We start from the raw sequence: 21674 nt of genomic DNA, 5'->3' as shown, positions 1-21674 counted from the left end.
CAATCAGATTCCTTGTTCGCTGAGCCACAGGTTCAACGCCGCAAGTTGCCACAGCTTGGAGCCGCGCAATGGGGTCAATTGGCCCTGTGGGTCCGTCAGCAAGCGGTCGAGCATGGCGGGGTTGAATAGGCCACGGTCCTGGCTGGGATCCAGCAACAGCTCGCGCACCCAGTTGAGGGTGTCACCCTGTAAGTGCTTGAGACCTGGCACTGGGAAGTAGCCTTTCTTGCGGTCGATGACCTCGCTGGGGATCACGCGGCGCGCGGCCTCCTTGAGCACCTGCTTGCCGCCGTCGGGCAGCTTGAACTTGCCCGGCACGCGGGCCGAGAGTTCCACCAGGCGATAGTCGAGAAACGGCGTGCGCGCCTCCAGGCCCCAGGCCATGGTCATGTTGTCGACGCGTTTGACCGGGTCGTCCACCAGCATCACCGTGCTGTCCAGGCGCAGGGCCTTGTCCACCGCAGCGTCCGCGCCCGGCATCGCGAAATGTTCGCGCACGAAGTCCCCGGCGGCGTCGTTGGCGGTCAGCCATTTCGGCGCGACGGTGGCGGCATAGTCGTCGTAGCTGCGGTCGAAAAATGCCTCGCGATACGCCGCATACGGGTCGCTGGCGCCGTCAACCTGTGGGTACCAGTGGTAACCGGCGAACAGTTCGTCGGCGCCCTGGCCGCTCTGCACCACCTTGCAATGCTTGGCCACTTCCCGCGACAGCAGGTAGAAGGCGATGCAGTCATGGCTGACCATCGGCTCGCTCATGGCACGGAAGGCCGCTGGCAACTGCTCGATAATCTCGCTTTCGGCAATGCGCAATTGGTGGTGGCGGGTACCGTAGTGCTTGGCGATCAAATCCGAGTACTGGAACTCGTCGCCGCGCTCGCCGCCGGCGTCTTCAAAACCGATGGAGAAGGTCGACAAGTCTTCGACGCCCACTTCGCGCAGCAGGCCGACCAGCATGCTCGAGTCGACGCCACCGGAAAGCAGCACGCCGACGTCGACCGCCGCGCGTTGACGGATGGCCACGGCTTCGCGGGTGCTGTCGAGCACGCGGTCGGTCCAGTCTTCCAGGCTCAGGTTTTTTTCGTCATCACGGGGACCATAGGGCAGGGTCCACCAAGTTTGCTGTTCGGTCTTGCCGTTCGCATCGATGCGCATCCAGCTCGCTGGCGGCAGCTTTTCAATGCCCGCCAGCAGCGTGCGCGGCGCGGGCACCACGGCGTGAAAATTGAGGTAATGGTTGAGTGCGACCGGGTCGAGAATCGGGTTGATATCGCCGCCCTTGAGCAACGCCGGCAACGCCGAGGCAAAGCGCAGGCGCTGGCCGGTGCGCGATAGGTACAGGGGCTTTACGCCGAGGCGGTCGCGGGCGATGAACAGCCGCTGGGCATCGCGCTCCCAGATGGCAAAGGCAAACATGCCATTGAGCTTGGGCAGCAGCGCTTCGCCCCAGGCGTGATAGCCCTTGAGCAGCACTTCGGTGTCGCCGCCGGAATAGAAAGCATAGCCCAAGGCTTCCAGCTCTTGGCGCAGTTCCGGGAAATTGTAAATCGCGCCATTGAATGCCAGTGACAAGCCCAGTTGGGCGTCGACCATCGGTTGGGCGGAGCCGTCCGACAGGTCCATGATTTTCAGGCGGCGATGGCCCAGGGCAATCGGCCCTTGGGCATGGAAACCCCAGGCGTCGGGGCCACGAGGGGCGAGGTGATGCGTGATGCGTTCCACGGCTGCCAGGTCGGCAGGTTGATGATCAAAGCGTAACTCGCCAGCTAATCCACACATAAGTTCCTTACCGGTTTTTCCGTTGGGGAGGGGTCAATACTCAATACGCACCAAAAGGGCGCTTACCCAGAAACTGACCCCAGGCACAACCCGGGAGTTTTAGAACGATAAGTTATAAGTGGACTTTAGCTAATGGCACCGCCGCTTTCGCCGTTTCGCGCTCAGGGCGCTGGTCGCGCTTTGCCGCGAATCAATTCGCGCAGGGCAAACCGGTTGGGATGGCAGGCCTGGGCAACGCTGACGGGCAACGGCAGCGGTTCGTTATCCAGCCACGCCGCCAGCAGTTGCGCCGATAAAGGCGCGGTGATCAGGCCGCGAGAACCATGGCCGCTGTTGATGTACACACCGTCCAGCCACGGGCACGGCGTATCGGGTACCTGGCGGGCGTCCTTGGCCAACACGCCGTACGCCTCGGCAAACGCGCTCGCATCGGCCAGCGGGCCGACAATGGGTAGATAGTCGGGGCTGGTGCAGCGGAAGGCCGCTCGGCCTTCCAGGGTTTCAAGCGGCTGAGTGTCGGCGTGCAAGGCGTGCAACAGGGCTGGGGAAATTTCCCGCAGCAGCGTCAGGTTATCGGCGTGTTCGGCGAGGGTAGGCGTGAGGTCCTCGCTCTTGAAATCGAAACTGGCGCCCAGGGTGTGTTCGCCCAAACGGGCCGGCGCAACATAACCTTGCCCGCACACCACCGTGCTCAACGCTCGGCTCTCGACAGTTTGCGCAAGGCTCGTGATTTGCCCGCGAATCCGCTTGAGCGGCAGCGTGGCGCTGAAGGGAAAGCGCTTGATCTCGGCGGCGCCGGCGAGCACCACCACGGGCGCGCTGGCGACCAGCGTGTCACCGTTGCGGGCCTGCCATTGGCCGTCGACGCGGTGCAAGGTGAGCGCCTCCTGATGCAAGCGCACCTCCACGCTGGGATGCCGCGCCTGCCACGCGCACAGGGCGGGCGGATTGACCCAGCCGCCTTCGGGGAAAAACAGCCCGCCCATCTCCAGCGGTATACCCGCGTGGGCTTGGGCCTGGGCCGCATCCACGCGGTGCAGCAGGTCCGGCGCGAAGGCCTCGGCCAGTTGGGTCTGGCGTTCGGCCTCCTTGGGATTGAACGCCAGTTGCAGTACACCGCAGGCGTCCCAGTCCACCCCGCGCTGCAAATGCTCCAGCAGCCGACGGGTGTAGCCGAAGCCGCTGACAATCAACTGTGACAGCGCCGTGCCATGGGCCGACAGTTTCAGGTACAGCACGCCCTGCGGATTGCCCGAGGCTTCCTGGGCCAAGGCCGCGTGACGTTCCAGCAGGCACACCTGCCAGCCCCGCGCCGCCAGGCTGGCCGCCGTGCAGCAACCAGCCAGCCCACCGCCGATCACCAGAGCCCGGCGTTCGCTCGGCGCGGGCGCCGGCCGTGCGAACCACGGCGCGCCAGTGACGGGCCGCGGTGTGTGTTCGGGCCAACCGAGAAACTCCCCGCGCAGGATCTCCCACTTATGGCCGATGCCCGGCGTGCGTTTCATCTTGAACCCGGCGGCGTTGATCAGCCGCCGTACCCAACCGGTGCTGGTGAAGGTGCTGATGGTCGAGCCCGGTGCTGCCAGGCGCGCCAGTTCGGCGAACAGCTCGGCGGTCCACATGTCAGGATTTTTCGCCGGGGCGAAGCCGTCGAGAAACCAGGCATCGACCTGTGCATCCAGTTGCGGCAATTGCTCCAGGGCATCGCCGATCAATAGCGTCAGGGTCACGCGGCCGTGGTCCAGCACCAACTGCTGGAAGCCTGGATGGATGGCGATGTACTGCGCCAGTAATTGCTCGGCATAAGGTTCAAGCTCCGGCCACAGGGCCAGGGCGCGCCGCAGGTCAGCGTGGCTCAGCGGGTATTTCTCCACGCTGACAAAATGCAGGCGTGCCCCGGCTACCGCGTGTTGGTCGAACAGCTGCCAGGCGCACAAAAAATTCAAGCCCGTGCCGAAGCCGGTCTCGCCGATGACCAGCCGCCCGCCCGCCGGCAAGGCGGCGAAGCGCTCCTGCAAGCGGTTCTGTTGCAGGAACACATAGCGGGTTTCTTCAAGGCCCGACTGGGTGGAGAAGTACACGTCGTCGAACATCCGCGAATGCGGGCGGCCGTGGTCGTCCCAGTCGAGCTGGGCGTGGGCGATGGGGGTCATGGGCGGCTCATAAATAGACAGCGGGCAAACACAGGCGGCCATTCTAGCCGATCGACACGCCATGAATTGAGCCATGGCAAGCCTCGGTGGAATTTCCTGCCGCGTGCCGCTGCCCAATCCGCTAGTCTTGAGCCATCTTGAAATGGAGCTGCCCATGTTCGAATCCGCCGAAATCGGTCACGCCATCGACAAAGACACCTTTGAGGCCGCAGTGCCGGCCCTGCGCGAAGCCCTGCTGGAAGTGCAGTACGAGCTGCAACAGCAGAAGCGCTTCCCGGTGATCATCCTGATCAACGGTATCGAGGGCGCGGGCAAGGGCGAGACGGTCAAGTTGCTCAATGAGTGGATGGACCCGCGCCTGATCGAAGTGCGCACCTTCGATCAGCAGACCGATGAGGAACTGGCGCGCCCACCGGCCTGGCGCTACTGGCGGCAATTGCCGGCCAAGGGGCGCATGGGGATTTTCTTCGGCAACTGGTACAGCCAGATGCTGCAAAGCCGCGTTCACGACCAGATCAAGGACGCCCGTCTCGACCAGGCCATCGCCGGGGCCGAGCGCCTGGAGAAGATGCTCTGCGATGAAGGTGCGCTGATCTTCAAGTTCTGGTTTCACCTGTCCAAGAAACAGATGAAGGCGCGGCTCAAGGCGCTGGCCGATGACCCGCTGCACAGTTGGCGCATCAGCCCGCTGGATTGGCAGCAGTCCGAGACCTACGACAAATTCGTCCATTTTGGCGAACGCGTGCTGCGCCGTACCAGTCGCGACTATGCGCCGTGGCATGTGATCGAAGGGGTCGACCCCCGTTACCGTGGGCTCACCGTGGGCAAGATTCTGCTTGAGGGCCTGCAAAATGCCTTGAAACTGCCCAAGGGCAAGGCCAGTGGCATGAACCCGGCGCCGTTGATCGCGTCGGTGGACCAAAAGAGCCTGCTCGACAGCCTCGACCTGAGCCTGCGCCTGGACAAGGACGATTACGAAGAACAACTGATTACCGAACAGGCGCGCTTCTCCGGGCTGATGCGCGACAAACGCATGCGCAAGCACGCACTGGTGAGCGTGTTCGAGGGCAACGACGCGGCCGGCAAGGGCGGGGCGATCCGCCGCGTGGCGGCCGCGCTGGACCCGCGCCAGTACCACATCGTGCCGATTGCCGCGCCCAGTGAAGACGAGCGCGCCCAGCCCTACCTGTGGCGGTTCTGGCAGAAGATCCCGGCGCGCGGCATGTTCACCGTGTTCGACCGCTCCTGGTATGGGCGGGTGCTGGTGGAACGCATCGAAGGCTTCTGCACCCCGACCGATTGGATGCGCGCCTATGGCGAGATCAATGATTTCGAAGAGCAGTTGCGCAATGCCGGGGTGATCGTGGTCAAGTTCTGGCTGGCCATCGACAAGGACACCCAGCTGGAGCGTTTCCAGGCCCGCGAAGAGATTCCCTTCAAGCGCTTCAAGATCACCGAAGACGACTGGCGCAACCGTGACAAGTGGGACGACTACCGTGCGGCGGTGGGCGACATGGTCGACCGCACCAGCACCGAAATCGCACCCTGGACCCTGGTGGAAGCCAACGACAAACGCTGGGCGCGGATCAAGGTGCTGCGCACCCTCAACCGAGCGCTGGAAGACGCGTTTGCCAAGAGCGACAAGCACGACAAGAAGAAAAAGAAATAGCGGGCTGCCTCGCTCGATAGTGTGGGAGGGGGCTTGCTCCCGATAGCGGTGTATCAGCCAGCATATTCGAAGCTGACCCACCGCTATCGGGAGCAAGCCCCCTCCCACATTTGATCTCCACACATCAGGTAGACCGCATCCCGGCCTCATGCTTTTGCATCCATGCAGTGAATGATCATCGCGCCTGCCCAGGGCCCGGCTCTATCCTCGATCCACAACCACAAGATCGAGGTAGCCCCATGCGTGAAGTAGTGATCGTCGACAGCGTGCGAACCGGCCTGGCCAAGTCTTTTCGCGGCAAGTTCAACCAGACTCGCCCTGATGACATGGCGGCCCATTGCGTCAACGCGCTGCTGAGCCGCAATGGTATCGACCCGGCGACGGTGGAGGACTGCATCGTCGGCGCCGGCTCCAACGAAGGTGCCCAGGGCTACAACATCGGGCGTAACGTGGCGGTTCTGTCACACTTGGGCACCGGCACGGCGGGCATGACGCTCAACCGTTTCTGTTCGTCGGGCTTGCAAGCGATTGCAATCGCGGCCAACCAGATTGCCTCGGGTTGCAGCGACATCATCGTCGCCGGCGGCGTCGAATCCATCAGCCTGACCATGAAGAGCGTCAACACCGACCACCTGATCAACCCGCTGCTCAAAGAGCAGGTGCCTGGTATCTACTTGCCCATGGGCCAGACCGCCGAAATCGTCGCGCGGCGCTACCAGGTCAGCCGCGAGGACCAGGACCTGTACGCCCTGCAAAGCCAGCAGCGCACGGCACAGGCCCAGGCCGATGGCCTGTTCGACGATGAAATCGTGCCGATGGCGGTCAAGTACAGCGTCGAAGACAAGCACACCGGCCAGGTGCAGGTACTCGATGGCGTGGTCGACCGCGACGACTGCAATCGCCCCGACACCACACTGGCCAGCCTCAGTGGCCTGAAGCCGGTGTTTGCCGAAGACGGTTCGGTGACGGCGGGTAACTCGTCGCAGCTGTCCGACGGCGCCTCGATGACCCTGGTGATGAGCCTGGAAAAAGCCCTGGCGCTGGGGCTCAAACCCAAGGCGTTCTTTCGCGGGTTTACCGTGGCCGGTTGCGAGCCGGACGAAATGGGCATCGGCCCGGTGTTCTCGGTGCCTAAACTGCTCAAGGCCAAAGGCTTGCAGGTGGCGGATATCGACCTGTGGGAACTCAATGAAGCGTTTGCCTCACAGTGCCTGTACGCCCGTAATCGCCTGGAAATCGACAATGCCCGATACAACGTCAACGGCGGTTCCATCGCCATCGGCCATCCATTCGGCATGACCGGGTCGCGGCAAGTGGGGCACCTGGTGCGGGAACTGCAACGACGTGATTTACGCTATGGCGTCGTCACTATGTGCGTGGGCGGCGGGATGGGGGCAACCGGGTTGTTTGAAGCTGTGCGCTAGTGCGCGGCCACTGAAGGCGGGAGTCTGACGGCTCGGCAGCCGACGACTGCCTGAACTGATGCCCCGCGATCCAAATGTGGGAGGGGCGGTGCGACGATTCGACTTGCCCCCGATGGCGGCCTGACAGCCGACCAGAATGTTGGATCAGGAATGAGCAAGCTTGCGCAAGCCATCCTGCATCGAAAAGCTCAAAGGTGTTTAAACTGTTCCATTAACAAAGCTGCAAACTTATCTTTTGCAGGATAAACTTTAACGTTTTTATTCCAGATGAAATAGTTTGTTATAGGTAGTAACTCACTGAATTCATAACCGCTGATTCCACCCATTTTCCGAAACTGCTCATACATGCCCTTAGGCACTAACGATACGCCCGCCCCTGAACTGACGCACCCGAGTATGGTGCCATAACTGGCAATGCTTGTTATGGCGTTCGCTACGCCGCAATCAGCCAGCCAGTTTTCCAGCGACTTCCTGTAAGGGCATCCTTCGGGCCACATGAATATGTTTTTCCCGCCAAGATCCCGCGGCCCTCGAATTGTCCCTGCAGACGCCGACGCAATTAGCACGAGCTCTTCCTGGTAGATTTCCACACATTCAATATCTGCGTGCTCAGGGCTCATAGCAATGATCGCGCCATCCAGCTTAAGGTCAACCACATCATTCACCAACTGTGGCCAGGTTGCCGTACTGAATTCCATTTGCACGGCGGGGTAGTGTTGATGATAAGTGGACAGCAGCTTGGGCAGTCTTCCTGTCGCAGCAGACTCTATTGCACCAATCTTCAATACCCCGCAAGCCACTGATGCAGGGTCAAGCGCTCTTCGAGATTCCTGGCACAATGACAAGATTTTATTTGTGTATTCTAGAAACAATCGTCCGGAAGGGCTGATAACAAGCCCTCGGCCCTTTCGTATAAATAAGGAAGCGCCAAGCTCCTTCTCTAGCGCTTTTATTCTGTTTGTTATGTTTGACGGAACGCAATGCAACAGTTCGGAGGCCCGAATGATGCTGCCTTGATCGGCAACCACCTTGAACATAGTCAGTTGTGAGAGTTCCATTCCATTGCTCACTAAAAGTGAATGATGGGTTCAGTATAAGTTACTTGTTGCAAGCTAATCAATAAATTATGTTATTAGCCCTGAACCCAAATGCTGGTCGGATATATTATATGGACTTTGAACAGGCTGTGGTTGCATTAGGTTTTTTTGCTTTTTGCGGCGGGTTAATAGACGCTGCGGTTGGCGGCGGAGGGCTTGTACAATTGCCAGCGCTGCTGCACGTCCTACCTCAGTACAGTCTCGCCACGGTGTTTGGAACAAATAAACTTGCTGTATTGGCAGGGAATTGTTCCTCTATATTTAGTTGCCTGAAAAGAATAAGGATCATATGGAAATTAATGCTTCCCACCATGGTCTCGGCTTTTATTTTTGCGTTTGTTGGGGCCATGTCCGTCTCTATCATTCCTAAGAGGCTGATGGAGTATGTTGTGTTCTTTCTCCTGATAGCTATGGCAGGCTACACGTTTATCAAGAAAAATATAGGGCTGGTGAGCTCACACAAGCACTGCGGCAGCAGGGAAGTTTTGTTGGGCATTTTCTTCGGTGGTGTAATTGGTTTCTATGACGGCGTGTTTGGGCCCGGTAGCGGCAGTCTATTACTCTTTGTATTCGTCAAATATTTCGGTTTTGATTTTCTAAACGCCTCAGCTTCTGCAAAGCTGGTTAATTTAGGGACTTTCAGCGCGGCCCTTATATTTTTTGTGCCATCCGGCAACGTATTGTGGGCGATAGGTGGAGTGGTTGCCCTGTGTAATATTGCAGGTTCCCTGACCGGGGTTTTCCTGGCATTAAGATTTGGCAGCGGGTTTATCAGGGTGTTTTTTTTGATTCTGCTGATATTTTTAATAGGAAGAATGGGGCTGGCTCTCGGTTCGTAGCTCGTTGCCATCACCTATCCGTTCGGACATACCCCTCGCTCCGCAGCTATATTCTTTGGTTGCAAATCCCCAATAAAGTTTGTTGTTTGTTTAGTGCGTGTAGCCCTATTCTTACGGCTATGTCCTGCTCTAAACTATTCGCATTAACTCGCGTGTAGTCCCATTCCTTCAGTCGTTTTCAAAGTTTTGGCAAAGTGCCATAATTTTCCTGCGCGCCTTGATATGCAAAGGCTACATCGTTAAACGAAACAGCTGGCTTACTTCTTCAAGTGTGAGGCGGACACTTGCCCGGCGTTGAGTGTGGTCCTGAAATGCAATACAAAAAGTTGGAAAAGAATGTCAGGAGCAACCCCCCCTCAATGCATGGGTCAAACCGCTCTTTTAATCAGCCCTGTGCCTCTCGGTGGCAAGGCTTCTTAATGACACTTGTTAAGTGGGAATCTGTAGATGAAAACCAAAATGAAAGCTGTGCTGTTGTCTGTCGGTCTGCTGGCCGGTTCGATGTCCATGGCGCATGCGGCGGATGGAACGGTTACGTTTTTGGGGTCGGTCCATTCGGGCGCTTGCTCTATCAAGCCTGACTCCGTTGATCAAACTGTTCGCCTGGGGGCGATTGCCAAGCATCAGTTGCAATCGGGGGGCAAGTCGGAGGCCCGGCGCGTGCTGATCGAACTGGAAGGTTGCGATCTGACGGGCCTCACTGACAACACCGTCACCACCACCTTCACCGGCGCACCATCCGGCGCTGTACCGGGCGCGATCGGTACGGTCGGCGGTGCTGGCGGCGTGGGCATCATGATGACCCATGGCGGCGCCCCGGTTGAGTTGGGGGTGCCTACCGCCCCGCAAATCATTTCCGCCGGGGATAACACCCTGGAGTTCGGTGCATATGTACAAGGCGCCGCCTCAGCCCCGATCGTGCCTGGCGATTTCAGCGCGGTCACCAATTTCACCTTGGCTTATCAGTAAGTCGTGCCCCCGCCACCCAGTGTGGCGGGGGAGCGCTGACGGGAGATCCAGGTGAAAACATTCATACGTCTGGCTATCGCCTCTTCATTGACGACGTTCATCAGCCCTTGCGTGGTCGCCCAGGCGTCTGCGCAAGGCGATGGGGTCGTGCTGCTGGGAGGGGAAGTGATCGATTCTGCCTGCGGGCTGGAACTGGGCAGTATCGATCAAACCATCGAAATGCCGCCCGAACCGGTTGGCCGGCTCCTGCGCAACACACGGGGCGAAGACCATCCCTTCCAGTTGCGTCTGGTCAATTGCTCGTTGACCCGCCCCGACCCGTTGCGCCCAGGTGAAACCCTGCCGGACTGGGAGCACATGCGCGTGACGTTCGATGGCCCCACCGACAGGGCAGGGCTTTCCTTCGCGGTCTTTGGCGAGTCGCAGGGGGTTGCCCTGCACATCGTGGACGCTGCCGGCGAGGAAAGTCGTCCGGGGCAACGCATGGCACCGGTGCCACTGGCGGAGGGCGACATGACACTCAACTACCGGTTTTTCCTGGTCGGCAACGGCTTGCCATTGGCGGTTGGGGCTCACAGTGCCGCGGTGCGGTTCAAGTTGGAATACTTTTGAACAGTGATGGACAGGCTTGCATGTTGAATACGTCGAAAATCAAAAATACGTTCCGTCCCGGACTGTTGGGCGGGTTGATGTCATTGGCGGGCACTGCAATGGGCGCCGCAGATATCGAGTTCAATACCGACGTTCTCGATTTGAGTGATCGCACTAATATTGACTTGTCTCAATTTGCACGCAGCGGGTTCATTCTGCCTGGCACTTATTCGATGGCGGTGCAGCTGAACGCCCAATCTATTCCTGAGCAATCGGTAGCGTTCTATCCCCCCGATAACGATCCCAAGGGCAGCCAGGCCTGCTTGTCGCACAGTCTTGTCGAGCAACTGGGCCTGAAAGCGGCGGATGCCGGCAAACTGACCTGGTGGAGGGACGGCGAATGCCTGGATATCACCAGCCTGCCGGGCATGGAAGTCAGTGGCGACCTGGCCACCTCGAGCCTGAGCATCAACCTGCCCCAGGCTTACCTTGAGTACAACGCCATCAATTGGGACCCGCCTTCGCGCTGGGACGAGGGGGTGCCGGGGCTACTGGTGGACTACAGCCTGACGGCGCAGTCCAACTACCAGAAGAATGACGGCCAGCGCAAAAATCTCAGCGGCAACGGCACCGTCGGGGCCAATGCCGGCGCCTGGCGCATAAGGGCCGATTGGCAGGGGCGGGTGGAGAGTGGCCGGCAAGAGGCGGCCGGGCCGCAGAAGCTGGAATGGAGCCGCTACTATGCGTATCGCGCCATTCCGGCGCTGCAGGCGCGCCTGGTGGTGGGTGAGAGCTACCTGTATTCGGACCTGTTCGACAGCTTCCGCTTCACCGGCGCCTCGCTTAACTCGGATCAAAGCCAGCTGCCACCCAACTTGCGCGGTTACGCGCCGGAAGTGGTCGGGGTGGCCAAGACCAATGCAAAGGTCATCATCAGCCAGCAGGGGCGTGTGCTCTACGAGACGCTGGTCGCGGCCGGTCCTTTTCGCATTCAGGACCTTAATGATGCGGTGACCGGCAAGCTGGATGTGCGCGTGGAAGAACAGGACGGTTCGGTCCATACCTTCCAACTCAACACGGCCGGTGTGCCGTACCTGACGCGTCCAGGCCAGGTCCGCTACAAGCTGGCGAGCGGGCGACCTTCCAATCTGCAGAACGGCTCCGATGGCAACGTCTTCGGGACCGGAGAGTTTTCCTGGGGCGTGAGCAATGGCTGGTCGTTGTTCGGTGGGGGGATCACCGATAACAACTATCGAGCGTTATCCGTGGGTGCGGGCCGCGACTTGCTGGCGTTCGGCGCCGTCTCGCTGGATGTCACGCAGTCCCATGCCAGCGTGTGGAACGAGACGCTCTCGGGTAAATCCTACCGCCTTCAATATTCCAAGAATTTCGAACAGTACGACAGCCAGGTGACATTCGCCGGCTACCGCTTTTCCGAGAAGAACTTCCTGAGCATGAGTGAATACCTGGACGCCCGGTATTACGGGTTGAACGGCGAACTCGGTGGGCGTGGGGATTATCGGGACCCCAATGAGGGGTGGAAGCCTATCGGCGGCAGCAAGGCGCTGTATACGGTGACGGTCAACAAGCAGTTTCGTGACCTGGGCGCCACCGTCTACGCCAGTTACAACAAGCAAACCTACTGGGACCGGCCGGACACGCAACGCTGGAACCTGTCGCTGTCGCGCTACTTCAATGTGGGCACGGTCAAGAACATGAGCCTGTCCCTGAACATGTACCGCACTCAGGAATATAACTATAAGGATAACGGCATGGCGCTGACGGTCAGCCTGCCGTTGGGGCGTACCGGCACGCTCTCGATGGATGCCAGTCGAGGCGCCGGCAACAACAACATTGCCACGCGCTACAGCGATCGCCTCGATGAGCGCAACAGCTACCAGCTCAGCGCGAGCGATACGTCTGCCAGCGGTTACCTGAGCCATATGGGCGATCACGCTGATGTCGATCTAAGCGCCAGCCGGCAGCAGGGCGGTTCCAGCAGCCTCAGTGTCTCTGCGCGCGGCGGTGCCACGCTCACGGCCCACGGTGCCGCGCTCCATCGAACCACCAGCACCGGCGGCACCCGCCTGATGGTCGACACCACCGGGGTGCCCGATGTGCCCGTACGCGGTTATGGCGCGCCGACGCGCAGCAATGCCTTCGGCAAGGCCGTGATCTCGGATATCAGCAGTTACCAGCGTACCGCCGCCAGCGTCGATCTGGAGCGCTTGCCGAGCAACGTCGAAGCCACTCAATCGGTCACGCAACTGACGCTCACCGAAGGGGCGATCGGTTATCGCTCGCTGGACGTGATTGCCGGCGAAAAGGCCATGGCGGTGCTGCGCCTGGCGGATGGCAGTTCGCCGCCCTTCGGCGCGACGGTGAAAAACCTCAAGCAACAGGACACCGGCATCGTGAATGACGGCGGCCATGTCTACCTGAGCGGCATCCAGGCCGGCGAGCAGATGTCCGTCAGTTGGGGCGGCGACGAGCGCTGCCTGCTCACACTGCCCGCCACCTTGCCCGCCGATGGCTTGACCGACGCCCTGCAATTGCGCTGCCAGGTGGTAGCCGCTGACCCAACCTTGCCCGAGCCCGCCGGGCTGACCGGCAAGCCTACCGATACGGAGAACACAGCCTCATGAGACCGACCACACGTTCCACATTCCCGGCCTTCGCGCTGTTGGCCCTGGGCTTGAGCCAGAGCGCCAACGCGGCGGTGGGCCTGGACCGTACCCGAGTGATTTTCGACGGTGGCAAAGACGCCACCAGCGTGAACATCACCAACAACAACACCCAGCTGCCGTACCTGGCCCAGGGCTGGATCGAGGATGAAGCCGGTCAGAAAATCACCACACCGTTGATCGTGCTCCCACCGGTGCAACGCTTGGAGCCGGGCAAACAGAGCCAGGTGAAAGTCCAGGCATTGCCGGCGGCCAAGGCGCTGCCACAGGATCGGGAGACGGTGTACTACTTCAACCTGCGGGAGATCCCGCCGCGCAGCGATAAGTCCAACACCCTGCAGATTGCCCTGCAAACCCGCATCAAGTTGTTCTACCGACCGCAAGCCATCGCGCCGAGTCAGCAGGACTTGTCCAACCCCTGGCAGGAGAAACTGACCCTGACCCGCGAAGGCGATCAATACCGGGTGAATAACCCGACGCCGTACTACGTGACCCTGGTGGATGCGCGCAGCAGCAAGGACGGTAAAACCGTGCCCGGCTTTACGCCACTGATGGTGCCACCCAAGGGCGTCCTGACCCTGGGGGCCACGGCCAAGGCGCTGGGGACAAGCCCTTATTTGGCCTATGTAAACGATTACGGCGGGCGCCCGGTGCTGGCCTTCAGTTGCACGGGCGACACTTGCAAGGTGAACCCCCAGGCCGCGCCGGCGAATGAGTAATGCTGCTGGAGAACGTCATGAAGTCGCAAAAAGTGAAGGTCCTGGGCGGCCTGTTATGGGTCATGGCGATGGGGGCACAGGCTGCGGATGATGAGGATATCGAAGGCATGAGCGGCATGCTCAATGTGCTCGGCTCCATGCATGAGTCGCCTTGCAGCCTGGAAATGAGCTCCCTGCACCAGACCGTCGATCTGGACGCGGTATCGACCAGCCAGTTGCAACGGCCCGGTGACCAGGCGACCGCCAAGGCCTTTCAGCTGCGGTTCACCGATTGTCTGCGCACCGCCGGCCGCATACGCAATGAGCGTACGGGGAACCTGACCTGGAGCGCCTACCAACCGGTGCTGTCGGTGCTGTTCGAGGCGCCGGCCGATGCCGACGATCCACGGCTGGTCAAAGTGCAGGGCGTCACCGGCATGGGCCTGCAGTTGACCGATGCCCTCGGCCGGGACGTGCAACTGGGCACACGCGGCCAGCCGCTGTTTTTGCCCGTGGGCCGCAATACCCAGACCTGGAATGTGCGGCCCACGCGCACCGCTGCGCCGTTGACCAGCGGGGCATTCAGGGCCGTCGTGGAAGTCAGGCTCAATTATGAATAAGGGTGCAGCGATGGCTAAATCAATCGGTTTGATCGCCGGCGGCGTGTTGCTGGCGGTCAGCCAGGGCGCACAGGCCGAGACCAGCTTGACCATTCGCGCGGTGATCATTGCGCCTCCGCCGTGCGTCATCAACGGTGGCAGCACCCTCGATGTGCCGTTTGGCAATGACCTGCAGACGTCACGGGTCGACGGGGTCAACTACCGTCGCGGTGTGCCGTATACCGTCACCTGTGATTCGCCGTTCAGCAATGCGCTGACCCTGGAACTCAAGGGCACGGTGGCGTCGTTTGACAATCGCGTGCTCTCGACCCGCAAGGCCGATCTTGGGGTCAGGCTGTTTGTGAATGGCGCTGACTGGCCGTTGAACACGGCGGTGAATTTTACCTACCCCAATTTCCCTGTGGTGCAGGCGGTGCCGGTCAAGCGTGCGGGCAGCACGCTGACCGGCGGGGCCTTCGACGCGACCGCGACCCTGGTGGTCGATTACCAATGATGGCTACCGATAAAACGGCTACGGATAACAAGAGGAACGACCCATGACAGCTTGGCAGCCGCGAGCGTTGCTCGCCCTGTGGGCCATCGGCCTGTGCAGTGGCGCGTCGGCCAACGTGACGTTCAGCGGCACGTTGAATGAGCCGCCGCCCTGCACCATCGACGCGGGCAACACCATTGAAGTCGACTTTGGCGATGTCGGGGTAAAGCGCGTCGACGGCGTGAGATATCGCAGGGGCGTCGGCTACGCGATCAACTGCGGCACCGACACGCTGCCGTGGGCGCTGAAACTGAGCGTCAACGGCACCCCCACGGCGTTTGATGGTGCAGCGGTGCAGACCAGTGTGCCTGCGCTGGGCATTCGGGTTTTTCAGAATGACCTGCCATTTTCACTCAATACGCCGCTGGATATCACCCTGTCGTCACCGCCGACATTGGAGGTGGTGCCGGTGCAACAGCCCGGCGCAACACTGCCTCCCGCCAGTTTCACGGCGGTGGCCACGTTGTTGGCCGAATACCAGTAGGAGCTGAATCGATGCGATATCAAAGGGTTCACAAGCACGGCCTGGCACTCCTGCTCATCTGCGGCCTGATCCCCATGGGGCACGCGGCAGACAATCTGCGTTTCAAAGGCAACCTGGTCGAAGAGGCGTGCACCCTGCGCCCCGGCGACGAGGCAATCACGCTGGAACTCTGGGACCTGACCAGCAAACACCTCTATATCAACACGCGCTCGGTGGGTAAGCGTTTCAAGCTGCACCTGGAAGAATGTGACACCACGATTGGCGATTCGGTGACCATCACCTTCGGCGGTGTAGAAAACCGCGAGCTTCCCGGCTTGCTCGCGTTGGACGGTGGCAGCGGCGCCTCGGGCATTGGCGTCGGCATCGAGACGTTGAGTGATAAACCCTTGCCCTTGAACGCCGTCAGCGACAGACAGGTGTTGAGCGACGGAAGCAATGCCATCGAGCTCAAGGCCTATGTGCAGGGCGAGCCGACAGCCATCGCGGATCAAACCATCGGGCACGGTGCGTACACGGTGACCTCAACTTTTACGCTGGACTATCCATAGGCTGTGGCCGGGTAGAGCAGAGCAGCGAGAGATCAAAATGAAACGACTGTTTGGCGCGATGGCGCTTCTTGTGTTGACTGGCGTTACGACGACCGCGCAGGCTGTTGACTGTCGGGTTAATGGAGGTGGCTGGCAAACCGGAAATCCAAATTTGAGTGTGCCCGTTACCGTTCGTTTGACGGAAGATCGGACGAGAATCCTGATGGAGGGTGCGCGGCTTGAATGTAGATTTTCACCTGGCTCCCAGAGCCCGTCCTGGTGGATTGATTATTGGAGAACGGGCAACGCTGCAGGAACCGCCTGGACGCCTGGCCCCAAATTCAGCGATGAAGGCACGGGTTTACGAATAAACGGGGCACACCTAAATACGCCAGTCCCGAATGCAATACTTATCGCCACATTGCCTGACAACCTGGCAAGTTACCCTATTGATGTCATTCCCTATATTTTGATGCGTAACTCTCCGACGAAGCCCATCAATGTTCAAAGGGGGGATAATCTTGGTGTGTTACGTCTCACCAGTTCGAATAACTTCGACGGCAGCCGGCCGCAACTCACTGTCACCTACACCGCCAACAACAACTTCACCGTTTCCCCGTCTACCTGCACGATCAATAACAACAATCCCATCGAAATCAACTTCGGCAACGTGCACCAGCGCGCCATCGGCACCGACCCGCTGACATCGTCCATCGTCAGCAACCGCAGGCTCACCTATTCATGCCCGGATGGCGGGATCAATTCACCCATCACCATCACTTACAAAGGCACCGGCACCGGGTTCGATTCGCGCTTGCTGATGATGACCAATGCCGACGTGGGCACGGCCCTCGTTCGTGGAGGGGCGGCGGTGCCCGTGAACGGTTCGTTCCTGACCCAAATCACCAACAGCACGGGCGCCGACGACGTGACGTTTTCCCTGGTACGTCGAGCGGGTTCATTGCCGGCCGCCGGCCCCATCAGCGGCAGCGGGGTACTGGTGATGGGCGTGCCATGAACACAGCGTGATACCCAAAGCGCACCGCCTGCCCCTAGAATGCCGGTTCCACTTCCTCTGGCATTCGGGGCACTCATGCACATTTCTTCCGGCCGCTGGGTCTACGGTTTTTTCCTGACCCTGTTGACCGCGCTGCTCTGGGGCATTCTGCCGATCAAGCTCAAACAGGTATTGCAGGTGATGGACCCGATCACCGTCACCTGGTTTCGCCTGGTGGTGGCCGGCAGTTGCTTGTTTATTTATCTTGCGGCGACCAGGCGTTTGCCCAGCCGCAAGGTGCTCGGCCCCAAGGGCGGCTGGCTGGTGGCGATGGCGGTGTGTGGGCTGGTCGGCAACTACGTGTTGTATCTGGTCGGCCTGAAAATGCTCAGCCCCGGTACCGCGCAACTGGTGGTGCAGATGGGGCCGATTTTTCTGATGGTTGCCAGTGTATTTGTGTTCAAGGAGCGTTTCAGCCTGGGGCAGGGCGCGGGGCTGGTGATATTGATCGTTGGCTTCGGGCTGTTCTTCAACCAGCGCCTGCTGGAACTGCTCACCTCGATGGGCAGCTACACCGCCGGGGTATTGACCGTCCTGCTGGCGACCAGCATCTGGGTGTTTTACGCCCTGGGCCAGAAGCAGTTGTTGACCGTGTGGAATTCGCTGCAGGTGATGATGGTGATCTACCTGTCGTGCGCCGTGTTGCTCACACCCTGGGCGCACCCGCTGGAGGCGCTGCAACTGAGCCCGCTGCAGGGCTGGCTGCTGCTGGCGTGTTGCATGAACACCCTGGTGGCGTACGGCGCGTTTGCCGAGGCGCTGGCCCACTGGGAGGCCTCGCGGGTCAGCGCGACCCTGGCGCTGACGCCGCTGGTGACCTTTGTGGCAGTGGCGTTGGCGGCGTGGCTGTGGCCGGATTTCGTGCAGGCCGAAGCGATCAATGCCTTGGGATATTTTGGTGCGCTGGTGGTGGTAATCGGCTCGGCGATGGTGGCGTTGGCGCCGTCATTGATGGCCGGGCTCAGGGCCCGGCGATTGCGCATGGCTTCATGAGTATTTGAGCGGTACGCCGATCCAAATGTGGGAGGGGGCTTGCCCCCGATGGCGGCCTGACAGCCGACCGTGATGTTGGATCAGAGCGAGTACATATCCGTTGCTGCGGTAACGGCGGCTGGCGGTTCCGCTCTTACAGCCAGCCCTTTCAAGGTCTTTTGATTTTAGCGGCCTTGAGCACCCGATCCGTCGACACATGGGCATTCGCGGCTTTGCCTTCCAGCCATTCCTTGGGTTTAGGCACCTTCGGCCCCCTTTTGCTCTTGACGACCGCTTTGGGCTGGATATTTCGAGCAAGTGCAAGCAGGTATTGAGCCAGCCCCGCTGCGGGGATAGGGATGGATAAATATTCTGGCAAGGCTATTTGCATCCCCTCGTAACCGCTGCGTACCTGCACCGTCAGGTGAAAAATCGATGCTTCCCAATCGTCGGGCAGAGTTTGGCGATGAGCCTGTTCGACGCTGCGTTTGAGCACGGCCAGAACGTTGTAAGCCAACACGGCCGATGCAAATCCCAACAGGGCTGCCTTAGGGTTGCCCAAGGTTTCGATTTCACTGTCCAACACCGCTTCCAGGCGCTGGAACATCCCTTCGATGCTCCAGCGACGGCGGTACAAATCGGCGATTTGCTCAGCACTGATAGAGTCGGGCAAGTTGCTCCAGAACAGCAGCGTGGTGTCGCCGGATTCGGTGGGGTTTTGCAGGCTCAGTTCGACTCGCCGCCACTGGCGTCCACCTTTTACTTCGATGATTTGCTCACGCACGCTGCCTGCCGCGACCGCAACAGGCAGCTGCCAGTCGCTTTCCTTAAGCAGGCGTGGATGTTTGCTCTGTTCGCGAATGATGAACGAGGCCCCGGTATCTTCGCAGGCCTCCATGACTGGGAGCGTGCAGTAGAGTCGATCAGCCATCCACAGTTGCCCCGCGTTGGCCTTTTCCAGCAACGGCAGCACGCTGACGCGTTCGCTGGCATAGGCATCTTCACAAGGCTGAAGATCAACGACCTGGTCCAGATCGGGGTCGTAAACCACAACGGAAAAACCAGGCCGGGCGGCGCCTCGTTCACGGCGCAAAGCGCCCAGACGCTTTTCGCTGGAAGGCAGGTGGTTACCGTCAACGACCCGTAGTTGCCAACCAGGCAAAATGGCTGTGTGCCCCAGTTCTTTTATCGTCGGTGCCAAACGCTCTGCGCTACCGGTGACCAAGGCGCGCAGTAGCGCAGGCTCTGTACGACTGACCTTGTCATACAGCGCCGCCAAGCTGACAGGAAGATCTTCCATCTGTCGCGCGGCGGCATGCAGCGAAGGTCGCAAACCCAATGAAACAAGGGACATCAGTTCAACGATGGTTGAAAACAAAAGCTCTCGTGGGTACTGCCGCTGACGGTGCTCTTCGAACACCTGGTCGACCCATTCAGCAGGAACAGCCTGCTCCAATATCACTCTGGTCATGACACTGGCCGGTGCTTTTTTTTCAAACCGCGCTAGAACCTCTGCCCACATCGCTTTCGTCACCCTGATCGGAGTTTTGCGGGATTTTATCAAAGACCTTGAAAGGGCTGGCTCTTACAGCGGGTCACTTTTGGAAGGACCCAAAAGTAACCAAAAGGTCCTCGCCCCACCACTCGGCACCTCGCCTAGGCTCGGTGTGCCCGTAATCCGACAGTGATTTGGGGGGCCGCCGCCACGCGCCATCCATGGCGCGGGGCGGCTAAACCGGCATCCCTGCCGGTTTACCCCCCAAATCACTATCGGATTCCGGCCAGCGTGGTTTAACGGGGCGCCTAAGATCAAGAGCAAGATCAAGAGCGGCTCGCTTCGCATCGTGGTTAGCGTAGGCTGCTGCTACCAAGTTGTGTAGATACCTATGCTCCGATAGCGGTGGGTTAGTGTGCGCATTGGCAACTGAACCACCGCCATCGGGGGCAAGCCCCCTCCCACATTTTGGTTGCGGGGCGTCAGTTAGAGAGGCTTCGGCTGTCGAGCCGCCATGGGAGCAAGCCCCTCCCACATTTGCCTTTGGCGCTTAATGCCCGGCTTCCAGCATATTCTCCGGACGTACCCACTGGTCGAACTGCTCATCGGTCAGATAGCCCAGCGCCAGCGCCGCTTCGCGCAGTGTCAGCCCTTCGGCATAGGCCTTCTTGGCGATCTGCGCGGATTTGTCATAGCCGATATGCGGGTTCAGCGCGGTCACCAGCATCAGCCCGCGTTCCAGGTGTTCGGCCATCTGTTCGGCGTCTGGCTCTAGGCCGGCGATGCAGTGTTCCTGGAAGTTGTTGCAGCCATCGGCCAGCAGGCGGATCGATTCCAGCAGGTTGTGGATGATCACCGGTTTGTACACATTCAACTGCAGGTGCCCTTGGCTTGCAGCGATGCCGATGGTCACGTCATTGCCCAGCACCTGGCAGGCCAGCATCGACAGCGCTTCGCACTGGGTGGGGTTGACCTTGCCGGGCATGATCGAGCTGCCCGGTTCGTTGGCTGGTAATTTGACTTCGGCCAGCCCGGCGCGAGGGCCGGAGCCCAGCAGGCGCAGGTCGTTGGCCAATTTCATCAGCGCCACGGCGAGGGTTTTCAGCGCGCCGTGCAAGGTCACCAGCGGCTCATGGCCGGAGAGGGCGGCGAATTTGTTCGGTGCTGTGACAAATGGCAAGCCCGACAACGCCGCCAGCTCGGCGGCAATCGCTTCGCCAAAGCCGTGGGGCGAATTGAGCCCGGTGCCGACGGCGGTGCCGCCCTGGGCCAGCTCGCACACGGCGGGCAGGGCGCTGCGGATGGCGCGTTCGGCGTAGTCCAACTGCGCGATAAATGCCGAGACTTCCTGACCGAAAGTGATCGGCGTTGCGTCCATCATGTGGGTGCGGCCGGTCTTGACCAGCTTCATATGCCGCGCCGCCAGTTCCGCCAGGCCGCCGGACAACACCGTGATGGCCGGCAGCAATTGCTCGTGAACCGCCTTGACGGTGGCGATGCTCATGGCCGTTGGGAAGCAGTCATTGGAGCTCTGCGAGCGGTTCACATGGTCGTTGGGGTGCACCGGGTTTTTGCCGCCGCGGTTGTTGCCGGCCAGCTCATTGGCGCGACCGGCGATCACTTCGTTGGCGTTCATGTTGCTCTGGGTGCCGCTGCCGGTCTGCCACACCACCAGTGGGAACTGGTCGTCGTGCTGGCCGTCCAGCACTTCGTCGGCGGCCTGTTCGATCAGGCGGGCGATATCGGCGGGCAAGTCGCCGTTACGGTCGTTGACCCGTGCAGCCGCCTTCTTGATCAGGGCCAGGGCATGCAGCACCGCGAGCGGCATGCGCTGTTCGCCGATGGCGAAGTTCAGCAGCGAACGTTGGGTCTGGGCGCCCCAGTAAGCGTCATCCGGGACGTGGACGTCTCCCAGGCTGTCAGTTTCGATACGGCTCATCGGGCACACTCCTTCAGGTTCGTTTGCGCAGTTTAGGCTGTGATCGGCCCAGGGGGTTCCAAAAAACACGCTTCATCGGATTTGCCCCCCGCAAAACCAGGCCCGACAAGGCCTGGGGTTGAGCCGCGAGGTTTTTTAGGCGCAGAAT

At 60.3% G+C, this 21674-nt stretch carries 18 protein-coding genes; 13 read left to right on the top strand and 5 right to left on the bottom strand.

The window, feature by feature from the left end:
• Nucleotides 1-3 precede the first annotated feature (3 nt).
• Both C4J91_RS18740 and mnmC read right to left on the bottom strand, forming a co-directional pair.
• A complete protein-coding gene (locus tag C4J91_RS18740) occupies nucleotides 4-1776 on the bottom strand; it encodes an N-acetylglutaminylglutamine amidotransferase (protein WP_124363696.1) in 1773 nt (590 codons plus the stop codon).
• A 161-nt stretch (nucleotides 1777-1937) separates the two neighbouring features.
• Nucleotides 1938-3929 (bottom strand): bifunctional tRNA (5-methylaminomethyl-2-thiouridine)(34)-methyltransferase MnmD/FAD-dependent 5-carboxymethylaminomethyl-2-thiouridine(34) oxidoreductase MnmC, encoded by a 1992-nt coding sequence (gene mnmC / locus C4J91_RS18735; RefSeq protein ID WP_124363695.1) that lies wholly within the window; start codon nucleotides 3927-3929, stop codon nucleotides 1938-1940.
• 154 nt (nucleotides 3930-4083) lie between these two features.
• Here mnmC and pap point away from each other — a divergent pair, with 154 nt between their 5' ends.
• Complete coding sequence (gene pap, locus C4J91_RS18730) at nucleotides 4084-5598, top strand: polyphosphate:AMP phosphotransferase (RefSeq protein WP_124363694.1); 1515 nt, start codon at nucleotides 4084-4086, stop codon at nucleotides 5596-5598.
• A gap of 239 nt (nucleotides 5599-5837) precedes the next feature.
• Nucleotides 5838-7022: a thiolase family protein gene (locus tag C4J91_RS18725; RefSeq protein WP_124363693.1), complete on the top strand. Its 1185-nt coding sequence runs from the start codon at nucleotides 5838-5840 to the stop codon at nucleotides 7020-7022.
• Between the two features lie 188 nt (nucleotides 7023-7210).
• On the opposite strand, the gene C4J91_RS18720 is transcribed toward C4J91_RS18725, so the two are convergent.
• Nucleotides 7211-8080 (bottom strand): LysR substrate-binding domain-containing protein, encoded by an 870-nt coding sequence (locus C4J91_RS18720; RefSeq protein WP_124363692.1) that lies wholly within the window; start codon nucleotides 8078-8080, stop codon nucleotides 7211-7213.
• 110 nt (nucleotides 8081-8190) lie between these two features.
• Between C4J91_RS18720 and C4J91_RS18715 the strand changes: the two genes are divergently transcribed.
• The 11 genes from C4J91_RS18715 to C4J91_RS18665 all read left to right on the top strand — a co-directional run bounded on the left by C4J91_RS18715 (nucleotide 8191) and on the right by C4J91_RS18665 (nucleotide 18113).
• Nucleotides 8191-8958 (top strand): TSUP family transporter, encoded by a 768-nt coding sequence (locus tag C4J91_RS18715; protein WP_124363691.1) that lies wholly within the window; start codon nucleotides 8191-8193, stop codon nucleotides 8956-8958.
• A 447-nt stretch (nucleotides 8959-9405) separates the two neighbouring features.
• Nucleotides 9406-9927 (top strand): fimbrial protein, encoded by a 522-nt coding sequence (locus tag C4J91_RS18710; RefSeq protein WP_124363690.1) that lies wholly within the window; start codon nucleotides 9406-9408, stop codon nucleotides 9925-9927.
• Between the two features lie 51 nt (nucleotides 9928-9978).
• A complete protein-coding gene (locus C4J91_RS18705; RefSeq protein ID WP_124363689.1) occupies nucleotides 9979-10539 on the top strand; it encodes a fimbrial protein in 561 nt (186 codons plus the stop codon).
• A 20-nt stretch (nucleotides 10540-10559) separates the two neighbouring features.
• Nucleotides 10560-13163, top strand: coding sequence for an outer membrane usher protein (locus C4J91_RS18700; RefSeq protein ID WP_164484558.1), 2604 nt, complete (start codon nucleotides 10560-10562; stop codon nucleotides 13161-13163).
• Nucleotides 13160-13921, top strand: coding sequence for a fimbria/pilus periplasmic chaperone (locus C4J91_RS18695; protein WP_124363688.1), 762 nt, complete (start codon nucleotides 13160-13162; stop codon nucleotides 13919-13921). Before C4J91_RS18700 ends, C4J91_RS18695 begins: the two co-directional genes overlap by 4 nt.
• 17 nt (nucleotides 13922-13938) lie before the next feature.
• Nucleotides 13939-14520, top strand: coding sequence for a fimbrial protein (locus C4J91_RS18690; RefSeq protein WP_124363687.1), 582 nt, complete (start codon nucleotides 13939-13941; stop codon nucleotides 14518-14520).
• A gap of 10 nt (nucleotides 14521-14530) precedes the next feature.
• A complete protein-coding gene (locus tag C4J91_RS18685; protein WP_124363686.1) occupies nucleotides 14531-15013 on the top strand; it encodes a fimbrial protein in 483 nt (160 codons plus the stop codon).
• A 43-nt stretch (nucleotides 15014-15056) separates the two neighbouring features.
• Nucleotides 15057-15536: a fimbrial protein gene (locus tag C4J91_RS18680; protein WP_124363685.1), complete on the top strand. Its 480-nt coding sequence runs from the start codon at nucleotides 15057-15059 to the stop codon at nucleotides 15534-15536.
• An 11-nt stretch (nucleotides 15537-15547) separates the two neighbouring features.
• Complete coding sequence (locus C4J91_RS18675) at nucleotides 15548-16084, top strand: fimbrial protein (RefSeq protein ID WP_124363684.1); 537 nt, start codon at nucleotides 15548-15550, stop codon at nucleotides 16082-16084.
• 37 nt (nucleotides 16085-16121) lie between these two features.
• A complete protein-coding gene (locus tag C4J91_RS18670) occupies nucleotides 16122-17081 on the top strand; it encodes a fimbrial protein (RefSeq protein ID WP_124363683.1) in 960 nt (319 codons plus the stop codon).
• Nucleotides 17082-17156: 75 nt separating this feature from the next.
• Nucleotides 17157-18113, top strand: coding sequence for a DMT family transporter (locus C4J91_RS18665; RefSeq protein ID WP_124363682.1), 957 nt, complete (start codon nucleotides 17157-17159; stop codon nucleotides 18111-18113).
• A 148-nt stretch (nucleotides 18114-18261) separates the two neighbouring features.
• On the opposite strand, the gene C4J91_RS18660 is transcribed toward C4J91_RS18665, so the two are convergent.
• Together C4J91_RS18660 and C4J91_RS18650 are read right to left on the bottom strand one after the other, a co-directional pair.
• Nucleotides 18262-19563, bottom strand: coding sequence for an IS4 family transposase (locus C4J91_RS18660; protein ID WP_124363681.1), 1302 nt, complete (start codon nucleotides 19561-19563; stop codon nucleotides 18262-18264).
• Between the two features lie 574 nt (nucleotides 19564-20137).
• The gene (locus tag C4J91_RS18650; RefSeq protein ID WP_124363680.1) at nucleotides 20138-21526 is read right to left on the bottom strand and encodes a class II fumarate hydratase; all 1389 of its coding nucleotides are present in this window, start codon (nucleotides 21524-21526) and stop codon (nucleotides 20138-20140) included.
• Nucleotides 21527-21674 lie beyond the last annotated feature (148 nt).

The sequence above is a fragment of the Pseudomonas sp. R3-52-08 genome (assembly GCF_003851745.1).
GTDB lineage: Bacteria > Pseudomonadota > Gammaproteobacteria > Pseudomonadales > Pseudomonadaceae > Aquipseudomonas.
The sequence above is the reverse complement of the archived record's forward strand: the minus strand, read 5'-3'. Positions and strand labels throughout refer to the sequence as shown.